An 18,179-nucleotide genomic window follows, 5' to 3' on the forward strand; every position below is an offset into this window, starting at 1 on the left:
CCAGGCCAGCGGCGGCATGCTTCCAGAAAAGTCGGGCTTCCAGAAAAGTCGGGCTTCCAGAAAAAGTCGGGCGTCCGGAAAGGCAGGCTTCCACAAAAAGGCGGGGACGACCACTGGGATGGCCGCCCCCCGAGGGAGGAGTTGGCCTATTCGGCGATCGACCACTTTTCCGGGTGGGCCTGGTAGGGACCACCGGCAGGCGCCGGCGTCCAGACGAAGTCCTTCAGCTTGCTCGAGGCCACGCCGTAGCGGTTGGCGACCCACATCGTGCCCCAGGGCAGGTTGGCGTTGGTCGCCTTGCAGACGTCCTGGTAGCGGGCGTCGCGCTTGGCGGCATCCGTCTCGGCAAGGGCGGCGTCGAGCGCTGTGGTCACCTCGGGCATGCGGATGCGCATCAGATTGGCGCCGGCCGGCGGGATCTGCTTTTCGTTGAGGCCGATATTGATGTTGGAGGCATCAGGCCCGTTCTGCAGGCCGGCATAGATCAGCGGGAAGTCGCCGGCATTGCCCGACTGCTGGTAGACGACCGAATTGTAGGTCGGCGTGTCGACGGCGCGCGGCACGATGTTGATGCCGACCTGGGCCAGCATCGCCTGCATGGCGGCGAGCACGTTGGTGGCGAGCGGCGAGGTGTAATAGGTCAGGATGGTGATCGGCTTGTCGCCGTTGATCTTGTCCCAGCCGGCTTCGGCGAGCAGCTGCTTGGCCTTTTCCGGATCATAGGCATAGGGGTCGATGCCCTCAGGCACCAGCCGGTCGGCGACATAGACGCAGTTGGCCGGCTTGGCGGCACCGCCATAGAGGCTCTGGATGATGGCGTCGCGGTTGATGGCATGCATGAAGGCCTGGCGGACCTTGAGGTCCTTCCACAAAGGCACTTCCTGGTTGAAGCCGACATAATTGACGACATAGGAGTCGCCCTCGATGACGGTGAAGGCGTTGTCGCCGGTGAAGGTCGAGACGTCGTTGGAATCGACATAGGTGAACTGGATCTCGCCGGCGCGGAGCGCTGCGATGGCCGCTGCCGGATTGGCGAAATAGCGGTTGATCAGTTTTTCCGCCGCCGGCTTGCCGCCGTGAAAATCGGGGTTGGCGGCGAGCTCGACATACTGGTCGGCGACATATTTGGTGAACTTGAACGGTCCGGTGCCGACGGGCGACGTCGACCACCAGGCATTCTTGGCGATCTGTTCGGCCGGGATGGCGGCGAGCGCATGCTCGGGCAGCATCATCAGCTTGGTCAGCGTGTCGAGCATGCTCGGCGTCGCCGTGCTCAGCCTGACGATCACGGTGCGGTCGTCGGGGGTCTCGACGGTCTCGATGGCGCCGAGGCGGGCGGCGAAGACGGAGCCGGCCTTGTCGTTCTTGGCGAGCTCGATGGTGAACTTCACGTCTTTTGCGGTAAACGGCTTGCCGTCGTGCCACTTGGTGTCGACGAGCTTGAAGGTGTAGGCCTTCTGGTCGGCGCTGACCTCGTAGCTGTCGGCCAGCGCGCCGATGATTGTGGCGAGCTTGTCGTCATAGATCACCAGCGGCTCGAAATAGGTGACCAGCCAGGTGAAGCCGCCGGTGGCGGCCAGCGGGTTGAAATTGCCCTGGAAGCCGCCGGGGCCGACATCGAAGCCGCCCGAGATGGTGGCCCCTTGGGCATTGGCCGGCGCGGCGGTTACGGCAGCACCTGCGAAGAGCGCCGCCGACAAGGCAAGCGCCGAAATCATTGTCCTGTAGTTCATGTACTCCTCCCGTTTGACTGATGTGTCTTGTTGTCGGCGATCACTTTGGTGATGCCGGCATAATGGTTGGCGAGCCGGTCCCTGGCGGCGGCGAGGTCGCCGGCTTCAACCGCGTCGACGATTGCCGCGTGGTCGCGCCAGGTCTGGACAGGGTCGGCATTGTCGAGGTTGACGAAGTCGGAGGCCTTGTAGAAGGCGAGCCAGAACACCTCGATCAGGCGCGACAGCACCTCGTTGTCCTGGCAGCGGAACAACAGATAGTGGAAGTGGCGGTCCTCTTCGGGGAAGCTCTCGCCGCGTTCGGCCAGCGCCTTCATCTTGTCGAGCGTCTCGCGCAGCTCGGCGATGTCGTCCTTGCCGATCAGCGCCAGCGTCCTGTCGATGAGGCCGACCTCCAGCGTGCGGCGGATGGTGATGACCTCCTCGATCTGCTTCAGCGCATCGCCCAGCCCATAAGCGAGGTTCTCCAGCAGCGGCTCGAAGGAGAACGCCTTGACGAAGACACCGATGCCGCGCCTGGACTCGACGACGCCGAGCGACTCCAGCGCCTTGATGCCCTCGCGCACCGAGTTGCGGCTGACGCCGAGCTGGGTGGCAAGCTCGCCTTCCGGCGGCAGCGGCGCACCGGCGGCAAGGCCGTTGTCGTCGATATAGGCGCGCAGGCTCTCCTGCACGGACACATGCAATAGCGGGGCGCGCTTCAGGGGCTTGATCGATTTCAGGCTCATCTCGGTCTCCGGTTGCCTGGGGCGTTCCGAAAAACAGCTACCGGTGAGTTGATTACCCACTTGTAGGATATCTGTCAACGGGATATTGGAATGCCCACTTGTTGCTCATTTCCACCTCAGGGATAGCGCAGATGCCTTGATGACCGAAGCGCATTCGCTGCCGCAGGCCGGCCCCAGGCGCGCCGTCCACAGTTCACCCGATCGGACGCTGTCTCACCGCTCGACCGCGACCGCCGGAAGCCGACCGCCGGCGACGCTGCGCCGCTTGTCGGGCGAAGCCGCAGCCCAGGACAGCGCCCTGCCCGTCGGCGCGCCGTCGCGCCGCGCCGTGCCCACACCACCAAGGAGAGCAGTGCCCACATGCCCAACAGATCGTCCAAACCAGCCCGGCCCGGCAAACCTTCCCTGCCCCGCAAATCCCTGTTGAGAGCCGTCATGACCGCCACCGCAATGTCCCTCGCCTCGCCCCTTTCCACGGCCATGGCCGCCGATGCCTGGCCGGACCTGCCCGTCGGCATCAAGAGCGGCATCGCCGCGCGTGTCGGCGACACGCTTTATGTCGGGCTCGGCTCGGCGGGCAGCGACTTCTACGCGCTCGATATCGCTGATCCCGCCGCCGGCTGGGTCAGGCGCGCCGCCTTTTCGGGCCCCGCCACCAATGGCGCGGCGGCGGCGGTGTCGGGCGGCCGGATCTTCGTCTTCTCCGGCAACGGCAAGGCAGATGCCGACGCAAAATCCGCCATCATCTTCGACACGGTTTATGCCTATGACCCTGTCGCCGACGGCTGGACAAAGGTCGACACCACCACGCCTGTCGGACTGTCGGGCGCAAAAGCGCTGGCGCTGGAGGACGGCCGCATCGCCCTTGTCGGCGGCTACAACAAGAAGCTGTTCGACGATTACCTCGCCAAGGTCACAGCCACCGACAAGGAGAAGAACCCGGAAGGTTTCAGGACGCTGGTCGACGCCTATATGGGCATGGCGCCCGCCGACTATCGCTGGAATGCCGAGCTGCTGTCCTACGATCCCCGGGCCAACAGCTGGAGCAGTCTCGGCGACAGCCCGTTCCTGCCCAATTGCGACGCCGCGGTGGCAGCACTTGACGACGACGCCTTCACCCTGATCAGCGGCGAGATCAAGCCGGGCCTGCGCACGCCGGAGGTCAAAAAGGTCAGCATCTCAGGCCAGTCGGCCTCATGGCTTGAGCTGGCCGACCTGCCCACACCTGAGGCAAACGACCGCCAGGAAGGCGTTGCCGGCGCCTTTGCCGGCAATGTCGGCGGCGCCGTTCTCGTTGCCGGCGGCGCCAATTTCGTCGGCGCCCAGGCCAATGCCGCCGATGGCAAGTGGTTCGCACATGACGGGCTGAAAAAGGGCTGGCGCGACGAGGTCTATGTTTATGATGAGGCTGCCGAGGGCAAGCCTTCCGACGGCGAGGCTACTGGCGGCAAGATCTGGCGGGAGGTCGGAAAACTGCCGGCCGGGCTCGCTTACGGCGCCTCCTTCCCTGTATCCGGAGGCCTGCTCATCGTCGGCGGCGAAGACGGCGAGGCCAAGCCGCGCCGCGAGGTCTTCCTCATGAAATGGGACGGCAAGGCGCTGTCGATCGAACACTGAACAAGGCAGGCCCGTCGTCGCCCTCACCCGAGGCCCGGGGGAGAGGCGACGGCGGCCGGTCAGCCGGCGCGGCATGGGACCGTCTGCCTGCGGCCCCGGAGCGCCGATTGCCTCCGCATCTTACGCTTCGGTCACCCCAGGCTGCGCTTGCGCAGCGCATGTGCCTTGCTGCGGAAATTGGCCCGGATTTCTGCCTCATCGATGCCGGCAACGATGCGGTTCTCCATCAGCAGCCGGCCGGCAACGATGGTGTGCAGCACGTCATCGGCACGGCTTGAATAGACCAATGCCGCAGCCGTGTCGTAAACCGGCAGCGTGTGCGCCTTGTCGAGGTCGACGACGATGACGTCGGCCGCCATGCCGGGCGCAAGCGTCCCGGTTTCGGGACGGTTCATTGCCTTGGCACCCTCGGAGGTCGCCATTTCCAGGATTTCGGTCGTCTTGAGGAATTCCGGGTCGGCTGTCTTGTCCTTGTGGATCAGGCCGGCGAACTTCATTTCCTGGAACATGTCGAGCGTGTTGTGGCTGGCCGGCCCGTCGGTGGCGATGCCGACAGTCACGCCATGCTCGCGCACGCATTTGAGCGGCAGCGTTCCGGACGCCACCTTGGCGTTGCAGCAGGGGCAATGGGCGATCTTCGTCCTGGTCGCCGCCAGGATCTTCACGTCGTCCTCGTCGAGCTGCGTGCAGTGGGCGGCGGTCACGTCGGACTTCAGGAACTCCAGCGAATGAAGCCAGCGCACCGCCGACGTGCCGTAGGTTTCGGCGACATAGGCGGTCTCCTGGGGCGCTTCGGCGAGGTGGATGTGGATCGGCACGTTGTGCGCGTCGGCGACCTCGCGCGACAGGCGGAACATTTCCGGCCCGCAGGAATAGGTGGCATGCGGCGACAGTCCGACATGCAGCAATCCGTTTTGCGACTTGTGGTGCCTGGCGACGATATCGCCGAAGCTGTGCAGCGTCTTCCAGGACCAGTCGGTGATCGATGCGTAGACGCCGCGATCGGCAAAGCCGTAACCGAGGGTCGAGCGAAGCGGGATCCTCTTGAGCGCCTCGATCTGCGGCTCGACGGCATAGGCATCGAAATGCTCGTTGAAGGAGGTGACGCCCGACTTGACCATTTCGACGAGGCCGTTGAGGCTTGCCCAGTACAGCGTCTCGGGATCGAAGTTGCGCTTGAGCTGCCACATGGTGGAGAGCCATTCGAACAGCCTGACGTCCTCCAGCAGGCCGCGCAGCAGCAGGTTCGACGCAATGTGGGTGTGGCTGTCGCAGAAACCCGGCATGACCACGCAGTTGGACGCATCGATGATCTTTGCAGCGCCGCTGGTATCGATGGCGTCCTGCGGGCCGACGGCCAGAATCTTGTCGCCGGCGATGGTGATCGCTCCGCGCTCGATCGGCGTGGTGCCGCCCATGGGCATTACGGTGCCGTTGATGATGGCGATATCGATGGTCATGCGTATCCTCCTACGCGATCCGTTACGGGATCCGGTTTTTCAGAATTTCAGATGTTCAGCGCACGTCGCGGAAATAGGGCAGGCCTAGCGCTGCCGGCGCCGCCGACACTTGCCTCATGCGCTGCAGGACGATGACGGGAACGATGATGAAGCCCAGCGTGCCGAGATAGGGCAGCATGCCGAGCAGCGCCGGCGCGACTGGCCAGTTGCGCGCCTGCCCGACATAGCCAAGTGCCGTGATCAGCCCGAACAGAAGCGCCGCCATGACGACGTTCAGCGGCCTGTAGCGGGCAAAGATGACCAGCGCGACGGCGATCCAGCCCCGGCCGGCGACCATCCCGTCCGACCATGACGGGACAAAAGCAAGGGTGAGATATGCGCCGGCCGCCGCAGCCAGTGCGGCACCCAGCGACACATACCAGAAGCGTATCGCCAGGACCGGGATGCCGGCTGCGTCGGCGGCTGCCGGATTTTCTCCGACGGCGCGCATGTTGAGGCCGTGACGCGTCTTGAACATCAGCCAGTGGAGGGCGACGGGCAAGATGATGAAGATCAGGTAGACGAGCACATTCTGGGAAAAGAAGGCCGGTCCGAGGATGGGAATGTCGCTCAGATAGGGCACGGCCACGGGCTGGAACGTCGCCTTGGCCGGCATTCCGGAAAACGCCCTGCCTGCGGTGGCGGCCAGACCCGTGCCCATCAGCGTCAGCGCCAGGCCGCACAGGACCTGGTTGGCGCGGAAGATCACCGTCGCCAAGGCAAAGACCATGCCGAAGCAGAGACCCACCGCAAGGGCTGCGGCGAAACCGGCCGACGGGTTCGGGACGCTGATGGTGACGGCTATGGCCGTCACCGCGCCGAGCGCCATCAGGCCCTCGACGCCAAGGTTCACCACCCCGACGCGCTGGCAGATGACCTCGCCAAGTGCCGCCAGTGCGAGCACGCCTCCGGCAAGCACCGCCGTCGTCAGCAACCCCGTAATGATGTCCATGGCGGCGTCCTATGCGGTGGCTCGATCGGTGCGGACGAGACGATAATGCGCAAACTCGTCGCCGATGGCGGTGAACATCAATACGAGGCCGGTCAGCGCCACGATCGCACTGGTGGTCAGTCCTTGCGTCTGCAGGATGATGCCGGCGTTGAGGATGAAGGCCATCAATGCCGCGGCGGCGAGCACGCCAAGGCACGACGTGCGCGCCAGCACCGCGACGATGATGCCGAGATAGCCGAAATTGTTGGAAATGCCGCCCTGCAGGCGGTGCACCGTGCCGGCCACTTCCAGCATTCCGGCAATGCCCGCGATCGCGCCCGAAAGCAGCATCACCACGATGATGCGCCGCCTTACCGGAATGCCGGCATAGAGCGCATTCTCGGGATTGGCGCCGCTGATGCGCACCTCGTATCCCCATCGGGTGAAGGACAGCACGGCCGCCACCAGCACCGTCAGCGCCACCGCGATGGCAAAGCCCCAGTGAACCATGCCCCAGAGTTCAGGCATCTCGTAGGGAATGCGCGGCGTGGAGCCGAGCGTTCCGGCACCCCGGTCGCGCCACGGCCCGGTGGCGACATAATAGACGAGCAGGGTCGCCACGAAATTCAGCAGCAGCGTGGTGATGAGTTCGTTGACCCCGACAAAGGCACGGGCGAGCGTCGGGATGGCGATCCATGCCATGCCGCCGGCGACGCCCGCCAGGAACATCGCCGGCAGCATCAGCCAGGCCGGGCCTTGGACGAACAGGCCGAGTGCGGCGGCTGCCAGCGCACCTGCATAGAACTGGCCTTCGGCACCGATGTTCCAGAGCCCGATGCGCCGGGTGATCATGACCGCAAGCCCTGTCAGGATGAGCGGCGTCGCCAGAAGGCCGAGGTCCTCCAGCCCGAAGCTCGAACCGAATGTCGACTTCACGACCTGGCCGCCGAGGGTCAGCGGATCGAGCCCGGAGACGGCGACGACGAGGCCACCGACGATCAGCGCAAGCAGGATCGCGATGACGCGAACGGCAAAGGCCACGGAAGGCCTAGGCGAAGGGAACCGTTGCAGACGCCAGGACATCACGGCCTCGCGCCAGCGGTTGTGGACGCAGCCATCTGCCCGCCCATCAGCAGGCCGATGGTCTCCATGTCGGCATTGTCGGCGTCGAAAACGGACATGATGCGGCCTTCGTAGAGAACCGCGATGCGGTCCGAGAGACTGAGCAGTTCTTCGAGGTCCTCCGAAATCAGGACAACGGCCACGCCCTGGTTTCGAAGCTCGACGAAATAGCGAAGCATGGTGTTGATGGCGCCGATATCCAGGCCACGGCTGGGATAGGCCGCGACGAGGACTTTGCGCGCAATGCGGATCTCGCGCCGGGCGACGAGGCGCTGCTGGTTGCCGCCCGAGAGATTCCGCACCGGCATGCCGAAATCGGGAATGGCCACCTCGGCATCCGCTGCGATGCGCCGGGCCAGCCGGTTGGCGGCCCGTGGGTCGAAGAACGGTCCGCGCGAAACCTGATCGGTCCTGTATTCCCGGATCACGACATTGTCGTCGATCGAGAGCGAGGGCGAAAGGCCGCTGCGCAGGCGGTCCTCCGGGATGTGGCCGATGCCGAATGTTGCGAAGGCTGCCGCATCCTGGCGGCTCGCCGCCTGTCCACCGATCAGGATTTCGCCCGATACGAGCGGCCGAATGCCGGTGATGACCTCGCTCAGCTCACGCTGGCCGTTGCCGGCAACACCGGCAATCCCCAATATTTCGCCGGCCCGGATGACGAGGTCGACATTCCGGAGCGCCGGCAGGCCACGTTGGTCGTTGGCGCAGACGTTCCTGAGCTCCAGAGCCGCCGGACAGGCATGCTGTCCCGTTTCGACCGACCGGTCGCGGTAATTTCCCAGCACGATTTCGCGCCCGACCATCAGGCCGGCAAGCATGCGATGGTCGCACGCCTTCGTCTCATGCGTCGCCACCTTGCGCCCGCCGCGCAGGATCGTCACGCGGTCCGAAATCTCGAGGACCTCATGCAGCTTGTGGCTGATGAAGATGACGGCATTGCCGGATTTCCGGAAGGCGTCGAGGGCCTTGAACAGTTCGCGCGCCTCGGCTGGGGTCAGCACCGCCGTCGGCTCGTCGAGGATCAGGACGCGCGCATTGCGCGCCAGCACGCGCAGGATCTCGACGCGCTGCTGCTCGCCGGCCGACAAAGCGTGGATGCGGGCGTCAGGCTTGACGGCAAGATTGAATTTTTCCGCGATCGCGGCCGTTCGCGCTTCCAGCTGCCTGGCCGAGGCCAGCCGCGGCGTCTCTCGCCATCCAAGATGGATGTTTTCAGCGACCGTGAAGGCCTGGACCAGCTTGAAGTGCTGGTGAACCATGCCGATGCCTGCGGCGATCGCGTCGAGCGGAGAGCCGAAGCGAACCGGCATTCCATCGATGGCGATCTCCCCGGCATCGGCCTGGTAGATGCCGGTCAGGATGTTCATCAAAGTCGACTTGCCGGCGCCGTTCTCGCCCAGCAGGGCGTGAATCTCGCCGGCACGGATGTCGAGGTCGACATCCGCATTGGCGATGACGCCGGGAAAATATTTGGCGATCCCGCGCAGCGACACGAGCGGCCGTGTCGTGTCGCCATTGACAGGGCGATGTCTCGGATCTGGCATTGCAGCGTCCATCGAGCGAGGCGATCGGCTTAGGTGCTGAGCCCGGACACGCCCTCCACCGACCAGTCCCAGTTGTAGAGCGCGATCTCGTCGAGCGTTTCGCCCGCCTTTACCCGCACTGCCCCTGTTGTGTCCTTGATCTCGCCGGTGAACGGGCTCCAGCCGCCGATGATCTTCTCGCGCACCGCGTCGGCCTGGGCTGCCACCTCGGCCGGAACCTGCTCGCCCCAGGCATCGCGGTCGATGCCGCCGCCCAGCGGAAGCAGGGTCTGGCCGCCGCCCGACCAGCTGCCTTCGAGACGCTTGCGGACCTGGTCGACATAGAACGCGGTCCAGTCGGGCACGATCGAGCTGACATAGGCGTTGTTGCCGTAGCGTCGCATGTCGGAGCCCCACATCGCAGCCCGCACGCCGCGCTGTTCGGCGACCTGCAGATAGGAGGCCTCGTTCATGGAGCCGAAGAGGAAGTCGCAGCCATTGTCTATAAGCGCGCTTGCGGCCTGGTTGGCGCCTTGCGGGTCGAACCATGAATTGATGCTGATGACCTGGAGCGTCGCCGATGGGTTCACCGAGCGGGCACCCATCAGGAATGCATTGCTCGACGAGATCGCCATCGGCACCGGGAAGGAGGCGACGAAGCCGAGTTTTCCAGACTTGCTGAGCAGGCCGGCCGTCACGCCGAGCACATAGGTCGGATGCCAGTGGGCGGCGTAGTACCAGCCGAGATTGTCGGCGACACGTCGGCCGTCTGCTTCGAGGAAGGCAACGTCCGGCGACCGTTCGACCACCGATGCGAAGAAGTCGCCATAGTTCGAGGTTGAAAACACCATCTGGGCGCCCTCCTGCACGAACTGCCGGAAGGTGCGGCTCGCGTCGGCGGAGAACGGAATGCTTTCGACCACCAGCACCCTCGCCTTCGGGAAGGCCGCCTGGACCGCCTTGGCCCCTTCATTCTGCTTGGTGTTCCAGCCCTCGTCCGAGACCGGGCCCGTCAGGCCGAAGGCGATGACGGCATCCTCTTCCTTGATGCCCGCGAGAGGTGCCGCCCGCGACTGGCCGATCCAGTTCGGCATGATCAGGGACGAAGACGCAGCGGCCGACAGGGCCAGGAACCGACGACGAGAAAAGCTGTGCTTGAAGTTCATTGAATTCCCCCCGAAATCGAGCTGAAGGCTAGTTTTTCATCCCCCTCATTGACCAGCGAATATTTGCGTCAGTAGTGTATCAAAAAAACGTACAGTCGCATTTCAGGTGTCGAGAATGCCCTTGATCACGCAAGGCGCGAAGGCGCTGGAGATGGTTGCTCGCTTTGGGTCGATCCGTAAGGCGGCAGAGCAGATGAATGCGACAGCCTCGGCCGTCAACCGCCAGATACTGAATCTGGAACTGGAATATGGGCTGCCGCTGTTCGAGCGGTTGCCGCGCGGCATGCGACCGACGGAGGCCGGCCGAATTCTGGTCGGGCAGGTCAGGAAACTGCAGCAGGAGATCACCGCGACAGGCGCCGAAGTGGAAGGGTTGCGTCCCTCGCATGGCAGCACCGTCAGTGTCGGGATCATGGAATGCCTGGCGACAGGGTTCCTGCCGAAGGCGTTTCGCGCCCTTCAGGCGCAGCATCCCGGCATCAGCCTGCGGGCCTATGTCGACGGTACCAACATATTGCTCGACAAGGTGAAATCAGGCTCACTGGACCTGGCAATCGCCTTCAATACGCCCCAGGACATGGGGTTGAATATCGTCAAGACTGCCCATCTCAGTCTTGGAATCGTGGCTCAGCCTTCTCATAAACTGATGCAGCGCAAATACGTCGATATCGAAGACATATTGAGTGAACGATTTATCTCGACGGACGACAGCCTGACCATCGGGCCCATGGCCGACCTGCTCATTCAGAGATTGAGATCGCCGATCCATAAGCTTGCGGTGTCCAATTCGATCGCTCTCCTGAAGGCGATCGTTCAGGAAGGGCTTGGCGTAAGCATACTGACCTTGATCGATGTCTACGAGGAGGTCAGACGCGGCGAGCTGGGCTTTGTGCCGCTGGCCGGCCCGCGAATGTCGGTGGCGCTGTCTCTTTGCTCGCGCGACGTCAACGCGCTGACCGACACCGGCAAGGCAATTGCCGGCATTATCGCCAGTTCATTGGAGGAAGTTCAGGCGTTGTCGCTCAACAATGCCTGATTTCATGCAGTTCCTTGGCTCAAGCCTTGCGGCGAGTTTGCCGCCGATCCAAAGCATCGTGCCGAGCTTGAAGTCGAGCGTGCCGCGCTTGAGATGGGCGAGCGCGCGGAGCGGTTTTCCATCCGGATTGCGCAAGACAGAAAGTCAGAGCAATCCCGCGATTCGAAGAAAACGCGCTAGGGCCAATCGACATTCAGGATTCCCGGCGGGATGGAAGCGTGATTCATAGGTTTCCGTGATTTGGCGGAGACCTGATGATGTCAGTGAAACGATATGAACTGAGCGAGGTGCAGTGGCGGCGGATCGCAGCACTGTTGCCGGGCAAGGCTGGAGATCCGGGACGGACTGGCTCTGACAACCGTCTTTTCGTCAATGGTGTGCTGTGGGTGCTTCGATCGGGCGCCCATTGGCATGACCTGCCGGAGCGCTACGGCAAGTGGAAGACACTGCACAAGCGCTTCTCGCGCTGGTCCAAGGCGAAGGTCTGGGAGCGGGTCTTCGACGACCTCACCAAGGACCGGGACAACCAATACCTGATGCTCGACAGCACCTTGGTCCGCGCCCACCAGCAGGCGGCGACCGGAAAAGGGGGGACCAAAATCAGGCTCTGGGGCGTTCCCGAGGCGGATTGACCACCAAGATCCACATGCTCGCCGACAGCTTCGGCCGCCCGCTGAGGCTCCTGCTCGCCGCTGGCCAGAGCCACGATATCCTTGCCGCGCCGATGCTGCTGCAAGGCTACACCGCTGAGGCCGTTCTGGCCGATCGAGCCTATGATTCCAATGCCTTGCGCAGCCTCATCGCCGAAATCGGCGCCAAGGTGGTCATCCCCTCCACCCGCTCCAGATCACAACCCATCCCGCATGATCCGCTCATCTACCGATGCCGCAACCATATTGAGCGATGCTTCAACAAGCTCAAGCACTTCCGACGCTTCGCCACCCGCTACGACCGGCGCGCCATCCACTTCCTCGGCTTCATCCACATCGCCGCAACCATGATCTGGATCCGCTGAATGTCGATTCAGCCTAGTCTCTGGACCCGATCTTCTGCAGGGGCTGTGCATCGCCCGCCAGCACTGCGGAAAGCTCTGTCGCCTCCAGCGATGGCGACAGCAGAAAGCCCTGGAATTCATGGCAATGCATGGCGATCAGCCGGTCTTTCTGCGCCTCGGTCTCGACACCCTCGGCGGTGACGCTGATGTCCAATGCCAGCGCCAGCTCGACGAGGGCCTTGACGATGGCCGCGGCACTTGTGTCGTTGCCGATCGTCTGGATGAAGGAGCGGTCGATCTTCAGCTTGTCGATGCGATGATGCCTGAGGTAGCTGATCGCCGAATATCCGGTGCCAAAATCATCCAGGGCGACCACGATGCCGGCCGCGCGCAGCTCGCCGAGCACGTTGCGTGTCGTGTCGTTGTTGGCCAACAGCACGCTTTCGGTGATTTCGAGCTGCAGGCGCGACGGCGTCAGTCCGCATTCTTCCAGAAGCTGCGCCAGGCGTTCGGGAAAGCTTTTGTCGCGCAGCTGCAGCGGCGACACATTGACCGCCACCCAGGGCAAAGTGCTGGTGGCGGCAAAACGGGCGGCTTGCCGCAGCACATAATCGCCAAGCAGTCCGATCATGCCGCGCTCTTCGGCGATCGCCACAAGATTGCCCGGCGGCAACGCCCCGTGGATGGGGTGCGCCCAGCGCAGCAACGCCTCGGCGCCGACGATTGTCTGGCAGTCGCCGGCATAGATCGGCTGGTAGGTCAGCCGGATCTGGTCACCTGAGGTCAGCGCCTCGCGCAATTCGCTTTCGATACGGCGCTTGCGCAGCAGGATCTCGTCCATGTCGCCGGCAAACACCTGGTAGCGGCCGCGGCCATTCTTCTTGGCCTCGTAAAGGGCAATGTCGGCCTTGCGCAACAGGTCGTCGGGATCGGCTCCGACATCGGGGGACAGGGCAATGCCGATGCTGGTGCTGACAAAGACCTGGTCGTCGGCCAGCTGGAACGGGATGGAAAACTGCGCAAGCACGATGTCGCAGAAATCCTCGGCGTTGCGCGCGTCCTTGACGCCGCTCAGGATGATGGCAAATTCGTCGCCGCCCAGCCGCGCCACCGTATCGATCTCGCGCACCGATTGGACCAGGCGCACCGCGGTCTGGCGCACGAGCTCGTCGCCGGCGGGATGGCCGAGCGTGTCGTTGATATGCTTGAACCGGTCGAGATCGACATAGAGCAGTGCGACGCGGCCTTTGTCCCTGTCGGCATTGACCAAAGCGCGTCGCAGCCGGTCCTCGAACAGCGCGCGGTTGGGCAGCCCCGTCAACGTATCGTGGAAGGCGAGGTAGCGCGCCTTGTCCTGGCTGATCTGCAGCTGGCCGGAGGCGCGGCGCAGGCGGCGCAACAGATAGATCAGGATCGCCGCCGAAATGGCGATCGCGCCAAACAGCGCCGGCGCGGCTTCGCGGACGAGGCTGGTGCCCGGGCGCGCCTGCTGCCATCCGACATAACCCAGGATCATGCCATTGGCGCCGATCAGCGGGACGGTGGCGTCGGTGATTGTCTGGGTCAGGCGGGGCAGGACATGGAGGTTTTTCAGCTGGTAGCGCGCGGCAATCCTGCCTGTCAGGGCATCGTCGATGAACTGCACGGTGACGTGGACGAATTCCGTACCGGGCGACTGGGCGACCCGATCCGAACTCGGCACCAGCGGCATGACGCTGAGCATCGCCGGCCTGTCGCCGATGGTGACGAGGTCTTCGGCGGCAGCTTTGTCGGCCGTGTCGCCTGATCCGGCGGCCAGCACTTGCCTGACGCGGCCGACGACGGGCAGGACCGCTGTCCGGTCGTCGGAAAAAACATCAGGCGCCACTGTCCGGCCTTCGCGCATGGCATGAACCGGCCGGTCGTGCTCGTCGAGCACATAGACGCGGTCATGGCCATAATAGGAATGCATCCAGGCGCCGAGGTTTTCGGTCATCCATTGCTGGTTGCCCGATTTGGCGTAAGTGACGGCATCGTCCCAGACGGCGATGCTCTCCTGTTCGCGTCTGAGCGCCTCGGCTTCTTCCTTCAGGCCGTTGACGAGGAAGGTGCGCTCAGTGTCGAGGGCTGCGCGATCGACCTGCAGGGTGGCCAACAATCCGAAGCCCACCGCCAGGCCGAGACCCAGAACGGCAAGCGCCAACACCGTCAGCGTCACCTGAAAGGTCAGCGGTCGAGGGTGGCTTTGTATGACCATGGCGTCCGCAAGCTATTGATCCGTCGGCATATCAGCATCGACTTAACATAACGTTAGGTCAGTGACTCCAGGGCCAAAGGCCTCTCTGTTCGGCCACGCCGCGGCGACACTCGCAGCCTGAGGTTCCTTGGCAAGATCATGACGACCCGGCCAGGGTCATGGCGGCCCGGGCAAAGTCATGGCGGGCCGGGAGGGGTCATGACGGCCCGGCCGAACGGCAAGGCCGGTGACGCCGCAGGCTCCAGGGAAAAAACAGGCAGCCCCTGCCCCCACGACCATGTCGAACGGCACCGTTTTACTTGCGGGCATGTGTCCAACGAGCTGTCGTCCAACACCAGGCCGGATGTTCTCTTGGCTCAGCTCAGAACAATGTAATGCAAAGCCGCTGCCGAGATGGCAAACTGTTCTTGGACAGGCTTGGGGGATCAGGATGCATGCGTCGATGAGCGAGAAGCTGGCCGGCTACGGCCAGTGGACCTATCGCGGTGCCTGGGCGCTGGAAATCGCCGCGGCGACGATCGGCCTGGCAACCGGCCTCGCCCTTGGTCTGCAGGCGTTTTCCGCCAGCCAGACCGCAACCGCGATGGACCTGACGCTGGCGAGTGCGCCGTTTTTCATGGTCGCGATCGCCGAACTGACCAAGATCCCGATCGCCACCTTGCTGTTCAGCGCCTCCTGGCTGTGGAAGCCTGTCATCCTGGCCTTTCTGCTGGTGCTTGCCGCCATCACCTTCGAGACGGTGTTCATGGGGCTCGAGCGGGCCGCCACGCTGCGCCAGCTGCAATATGAGGAGCTTGCCAACGGCATCGACCAGCTCCGGGCGGAGGCCGCCGAACTGGCCGCCGCCGACGAGCTCGCCCGCAAGACCGATCGTGTCGCCGATGCCAAGGCGGTGATGGACGAAACCGTCGCCCAGGCCGACCGCGAGCTCGCGGCGACCCAGGCCCAGATCGAAGAGGTCAAGATCGAACTTCTGGCGACCACCGCGCTGACGCCGGCGGCAGCTGCAGTGCGCGACCAGATCAACGACAAGGACAAGGCCAGGGCTGCCCTGATCGACCAGCGGGACAGGGAGGCCAAGGAGGCCGGCGACGTCTTCGAGCGCCAGCGCGACAGCTTCGACAGGCGCATCGAAATGGCCCGCAGCGCCGGCGACACCGACTCGGCGCGCCGGCTGGAGGCGGAGGTTGCCAAGCTGGCCAACCCCAGGCCGCGCATCATCGCCAAGTTCGACCAGACCATCGCGCCGCTCGATGGCGATCTCAACCGCCTCAGGGCCGAGTTCGATCGTCTCCGCGCCTCCGGCCCGGCGATGACGGCGGCGCAGCGACAAAAGCTGACCGACCAGAAGGACGGGCTCGAACGTCTCTATGCCAGCACCGCCTCCGACTGGCAGGCGCGCAAGGACGACGCGCGCACCCGCTGGGCCCATGCCCAGGAGGCGGAGGCCAACGAAGCCAGGACCGCTGCCGCCAATCAGCTGCGGCAGGACGAAATCGCCAAGCAGATCGTCGCGGCTGAAAAACAGCGCATCCCCATCGCCAGGACCGACCAGGTGCGGCGCATTGCCGGGCGCTGGTATGGCGTGAAGCCGGAAGACGTCACCGAAAGCCAGGCCGGCAGCGTGTCGGTCATCTGGTTCGGCTCGCTGGCGCTGATCGCCGCCCTTGCCGGGCCGATCACGGCGATGGCGGCCTGCAGCGCATCGCGGCGCGCGCCGAACAGCGGGTCGAAGGCAGGCTTTCGCGGCTCATCCGCACCCTGCTGCTCAAATGGCGCTGGCGCCGGACCCGCACAATCACCGTGCCGGTCGAGGTCCCCGTCGATCGCGAAGTCGAAAAGCGCGTCGAGGTGCCGGTCGAAAGGGTGGTCAAGGAGATCCTCTATGTTCCGCTTCTGACCGACGATCCCGACGCCCTGCGCAAGGCGCTGGACGCGGACCTGCCGTCCGATGTCGCGGAAATGGTCAAGATCTCGGCCAGGAACCGGGTTGCGGCCAGGAACGGAGTTGCGGACACGGTGTCGGTAGAGAATGGGGGCTCGGCAGAGAATGGGGTCTCGGCAACCGACGGCGTTGCGGCACCCGACGGCGTCTCGGCAACGGACGGTGTCTGGGCAAAGAATGGGCGGCGGCGGCGTGCAAGTTCGACATAACACCCAGCTGCTGGAACAGGCGGTCGACCTGCTGGTCAAGCGTTCGGCCATCCCGACGCTCGAGGCGCAAGCCGCCGCTCAGGACAGGATCGCACGCGCCACCGGCTTCCGCCGGCTGGCGACGGGCGGCGCCATCGCCATCGCCGCGATCGGCATCGGCATCGGCGTGTCCCTGCTCTGGCCAGCCGAGACGCCTGTGGCCACCGACTTCGGTGCCCCGTCCCAGGCGGAAACGGCACAGGCCGAGCTGCCCCCGGCCGACACGCCCAGATCAGCCGACCCCGCCCAGGAAATCCCGATCCCGACCGTACGGCCTGCCCCGCCGGAAGCGTCTTCCCCGCCGGAGGCGCCGAGAGAGCCTGACGTCGCCACCGTCAACTACACCAAGTTTCTCAATGTCGACGTGCCGTTGTTGGGCGAGACCTGGAAACTGACGTCGGGCCATTATTTCAAGGACGAGAAAGACCAGAGCTGGGACAATGCCTGGTGTTACACGCGTAAGGTCGTCAACGGCATCGACGTCAACATCGACCTTGCCGCCCGGCTGTCGCCGACCGCCCGGCCCCAGGCGCCGCTGTCGCCTGCTCCAACCCTTGCCTCCGCCGGCCTGAACGACGCACAGGCTGTCGCGCTCGCCAGCCATTGCCCCTGGCTGGACGAGGCAAAATTCGCCAGCGCCGACTTCCAGCCCAGCTTCGCAAAACGCCGGGAAATGGAGGCGGTGCAGGAGTTTTTGACCAGGGATGGCTGGGATGCGCTGGGCAACGACATGCTCAGTGTACCGATCAGGAACGTCTCCTTCGACCAGTGCCAGGCCCGCTGCAAGGACGACGCCAAGTGCCTCGCCGTGACCTACAACAAGAAACACCGCGCCTGTTTCCTCAAGTCGGACGCCTCGATCCTGGTCAGGAGCGACGAAGCGACGATGGCCGCGCGCAAGGTCCTGGAACCGTCGATCACGCTGTCGACCCTGGTGTTTGCCAGCGACACTGTCGTCGTCGGCCAATCCTATGCCAGCGCGGTCGCCGACCACACCGAATGTGTCCTGGCCTGCGCCAAGGACCGGGCCTGTGCCGGCTTCAACTACGATGCCAAGAACAGGATGTGTTCGCTGATGGGCAGCGCGGAGGCGTCATCGCCGTTCAAGGGGGTAGAGTCGGGCCTGAAGGCTTCGAACTGAGGATGGCGAAGTGGAGAGGCCGTTCGCGCAATCATCGCTAAGCCTGCGACCACCCACAGCCCCTCGGAAGACGAAGCGAGGAGGACTTCGTCACCCCAGGACGAAGCAGGAGCGCAGCTCCGTCGCGGAGACCCTGGGATCCTGTGTGTTGCGCTTGGTGTAGAATGAATGCGGGAAGGAGGCCGTCAGGATCCTGGTCGTCGTGCTGAACACGACAGACCGCGGCTTGGCTCGGCTCCCTTCCCGCACCACCTGCC

Annotated in this window: 14 protein-coding genes and 1 pseudogene; 6 read left to right on the plus strand and 9 right to left on the minus strand. The window is 64.4% G+C overall.

Going from position 1 to position 18,179, the window contains the following annotated elements:
• Window positions 1–146: 146 nt before the first annotated feature.
• The 3 genes from SLT36_RS20755 to SLT36_RS20765 form a co-directional block, all read right to left on the minus strand.
• Window positions 147–1,733 (minus strand): ABC transporter substrate-binding protein, encoded by a 1,587-nt coding sequence (locus tag SLT36_RS20755; RefSeq protein ID WP_432284214.1) that lies wholly within the window; start codon window positions 1,731–1,733, stop codon window positions 147–149.
• Window positions 1,730–2,461: a FadR/GntR family transcriptional regulator gene (locus SLT36_RS20760; RefSeq protein WP_432284215.1), complete on the minus strand. Its 732-nt coding sequence runs from the start codon at window positions 2,459–2,461 to the stop codon at window positions 1,730–1,732. The genes SLT36_RS20755 and SLT36_RS20760 overlap by 4 nt, the downstream gene beginning before the upstream one ends.
• Before the next feature lie 213 nt (window positions 2,462–2,674).
• Window positions 2,675–2,821, minus strand: coding sequence for a hypothetical protein (locus tag SLT36_RS20765; RefSeq protein ID WP_432284216.1), 147 nt, complete (start codon window positions 2,819–2,821; stop codon window positions 2,675–2,677).
• 75 nt (window positions 2,822–2,896) lie between these two features.
• Between SLT36_RS20765 and SLT36_RS20770 the strand changes: the two genes are divergently transcribed.
• On the plus strand, window positions 2,897–4,078 hold the full coding sequence (locus SLT36_RS20770; RefSeq protein WP_432284217.1) for an N-acetylneuraminate epimerase: 1,182 nt from the start codon (window positions 2,897–2,899) through the stop codon (window positions 4,076–4,078).
• A gap of 131 nt (window positions 4,079–4,209) precedes the next feature.
• Here SLT36_RS20770 and SLT36_RS20775 read toward each other — a convergent pair whose 3' ends face one another.
• Genes SLT36_RS20775 through SLT36_RS20795 form a run of 5 tightly spaced genes read right to left on the minus strand, consistent with a single transcriptional unit; the run spans window position 4,210 to window position 10,322 of the window.
• Window positions 4,210–5,538, minus strand: a complete 1,329-nt coding sequence (locus SLT36_RS20775) for an amidohydrolase family protein (protein WP_432284218.1) — start codon at window positions 5,536–5,538, stop codon at window positions 4,210–4,212.
• A gap of 55 nt (window positions 5,539–5,593) precedes the next feature.
• A complete protein-coding gene (locus SLT36_RS20780; protein ID WP_432284219.1) occupies window positions 5,594–6,529 on the minus strand; it encodes an ABC transporter permease in 936 nt (311 codons plus the stop codon).
• Between the two features lie 9 nt (window positions 6,530–6,538).
• A complete protein-coding gene (locus SLT36_RS20785; protein ID WP_432284220.1) occupies window positions 6,539–7,591 on the minus strand; it encodes an ABC transporter permease in 1,053 nt (350 codons plus the stop codon).
• Window positions 7,591–9,177 carry an ABC transporter ATP-binding protein gene (locus tag SLT36_RS20790; RefSeq protein WP_432284221.1) on the minus strand — a complete coding sequence of 529 codons (1,587 nt, stop codon included), beginning with the start codon at window positions 9,175–9,177 and terminating at the stop codon, window positions 7,591–7,593. The genes SLT36_RS20785 and SLT36_RS20790 overlap by 1 nt, the downstream gene beginning before the upstream one ends.
• A gap of 29 nt (window positions 9,178–9,206) precedes the next feature.
• Entirely contained in the window at window positions 9,207–10,322 is a 1,116-nt protein-coding gene (locus SLT36_RS20795) for a BMP family ABC transporter substrate-binding protein (RefSeq protein WP_432284222.1), read from the minus strand.
• 115 nt (window positions 10,323–10,437) lie between these two features.
• Between SLT36_RS20795 and SLT36_RS20800 the strand changes: the two genes are divergently transcribed.
• The gene (locus tag SLT36_RS20800) at window positions 10,438–11,358 is read left to right on the plus strand and encodes a LysR family transcriptional regulator (RefSeq protein ID WP_432284223.1); all 921 of its coding nucleotides are present in this window, start codon (window positions 10,438–10,440) and stop codon (window positions 11,356–11,358) included.
• A gap of 257 nt (window positions 11,359–11,615) precedes the next feature.
• Window positions 11,616–12,373: pseudogene (locus tag SLT36_RS20805) on the plus strand (IS5 family transposase).
• Window positions 12,374–12,386: 13 nt separating this feature from the next.
• On the opposite strand, the gene SLT36_RS20810 reads toward SLT36_RS20805, so the two are convergent.
• The gene (locus tag SLT36_RS20810; protein ID WP_432284224.1) at window positions 12,387–14,588 is read right to left on the minus strand and encodes a putative bifunctional diguanylate cyclase/phosphodiesterase; all 2,202 of its coding nucleotides are present in this window, start codon (window positions 14,586–14,588) and stop codon (window positions 12,387–12,389) included.
• A gap of 442 nt (window positions 14,589–15,030) precedes the next feature.
• On the opposite strand from SLT36_RS20810, the gene SLT36_RS20815 reads away from it, so the two are divergent.
• From SLT36_RS20815 to SLT36_RS20825, 3 genes are read left to right on the plus strand one after another with little or no spacing between them, the layout of a single operon-like run.
• Window positions 15,031–16,488, plus strand: a complete 1,458-nt coding sequence (locus SLT36_RS20815) for a hypothetical protein (protein WP_432284225.1) — start codon at window positions 15,031–15,033, stop codon at window positions 16,486–16,488.
• Complete coding sequence (locus SLT36_RS20820; protein WP_432284226.1) at window positions 16,440–16,742, plus strand: hypothetical protein; 303 nt, start codon at window positions 16,440–16,442, stop codon at window positions 16,740–16,742. Before SLT36_RS20815 ends, SLT36_RS20820 begins: the two co-directional genes overlap by 49 nt.
• A complete protein-coding gene (locus SLT36_RS20825; protein WP_432284227.1) occupies window positions 16,726–17,922 on the plus strand; it encodes a PAN domain-containing protein in 1,197 nt (398 codons plus the stop codon). The genes SLT36_RS20820 and SLT36_RS20825 overlap by 17 nt, the downstream gene beginning before the upstream one ends.
• The last annotated feature ends 257 nt before the right edge of the window (window positions 17,923–18,179 follow it).

Source organism: Aminobacter sp. BA135, from assembly GCF_050859125.1.
In the GTDB taxonomy this organism is placed as follows: Bacteria; Pseudomonadota; Alphaproteobacteria; order Rhizobiales; family Rhizobiaceae; genus Aminobacter; species Aminobacter ciceronei.

What these genes read in the sequence shown, in the direction of transcription:
- SLT36_RS20755 (WP_432284214.1), bottom strand. Translation starts at nt 1,733, where the DNA reads ATGAACTACAGGACAATGATTTCGGCGCTTGCCTTGTCGGCGGCGCTC.
- SLT36_RS20760 (WP_432284215.1), bottom strand. Translation starts at nt 2,461, where the DNA reads ATGAGCCTGAAATCGATCAAGCCCCTGAAGCGCGCCCCGCTATTGCAT.
- SLT36_RS20770 (WP_432284217.1), top strand. Translation starts at nt 2,897, where the DNA reads ATGACCGCCACCGCAATGTCCCTCGCCTCGCCCCTTTCCACGGCCATG.
- SLT36_RS20775 (WP_432284218.1), bottom strand. Translation starts at nt 5,538, where the DNA reads ATGACCATCGATATCGCCATCATCAACGGCACCGTAATGCCCATGGGC.
- SLT36_RS20780 (WP_432284219.1), bottom strand. Translation starts at nt 6,529, where the DNA reads ATGGACATCATTACGGGGTTGCTGACGACGGCGGTGCTTGCCGGAGGC.
- SLT36_RS20785 (WP_432284220.1), bottom strand. Translation starts at nt 7,591, where the DNA reads ATGTCCTGGCGTCTGCAACGGTTCCCTTCGCCTAGGCCTTCCGTGGCC.
- SLT36_RS20790 (WP_432284221.1), bottom strand. Translation starts at nt 9,177, where the DNA reads ATGCCAGATCCGAGACATCGCCCTGTCAATGGCGACACGACACGGCCG.
- SLT36_RS20795 (WP_432284222.1), bottom strand. Translation starts at nt 10,322, where the DNA reads ATGAACTTCAAGCACAGCTTTTCTCGTCGTCGGTTCCTGGCCCTGTCG.
- SLT36_RS20800 (WP_432284223.1), top strand. Translation starts at nt 10,438, where the DNA reads ATGCCCTTGATCACGCAAGGCGCGAAGGCGCTGGAGATGGTTGCTCGC.
- SLT36_RS20810 (WP_432284224.1), bottom strand. Translation starts at nt 14,588, where the DNA reads ATGGTCATACAAAGCCACCCTCGACCGCTGACCTTTCAGGTGACGCTG.
- SLT36_RS20815 (WP_432284225.1), top strand. Translation starts at nt 15,031, where the DNA reads ATGAGCGAGAAGCTGGCCGGCTACGGCCAGTGGACCTATCGCGGTGCC.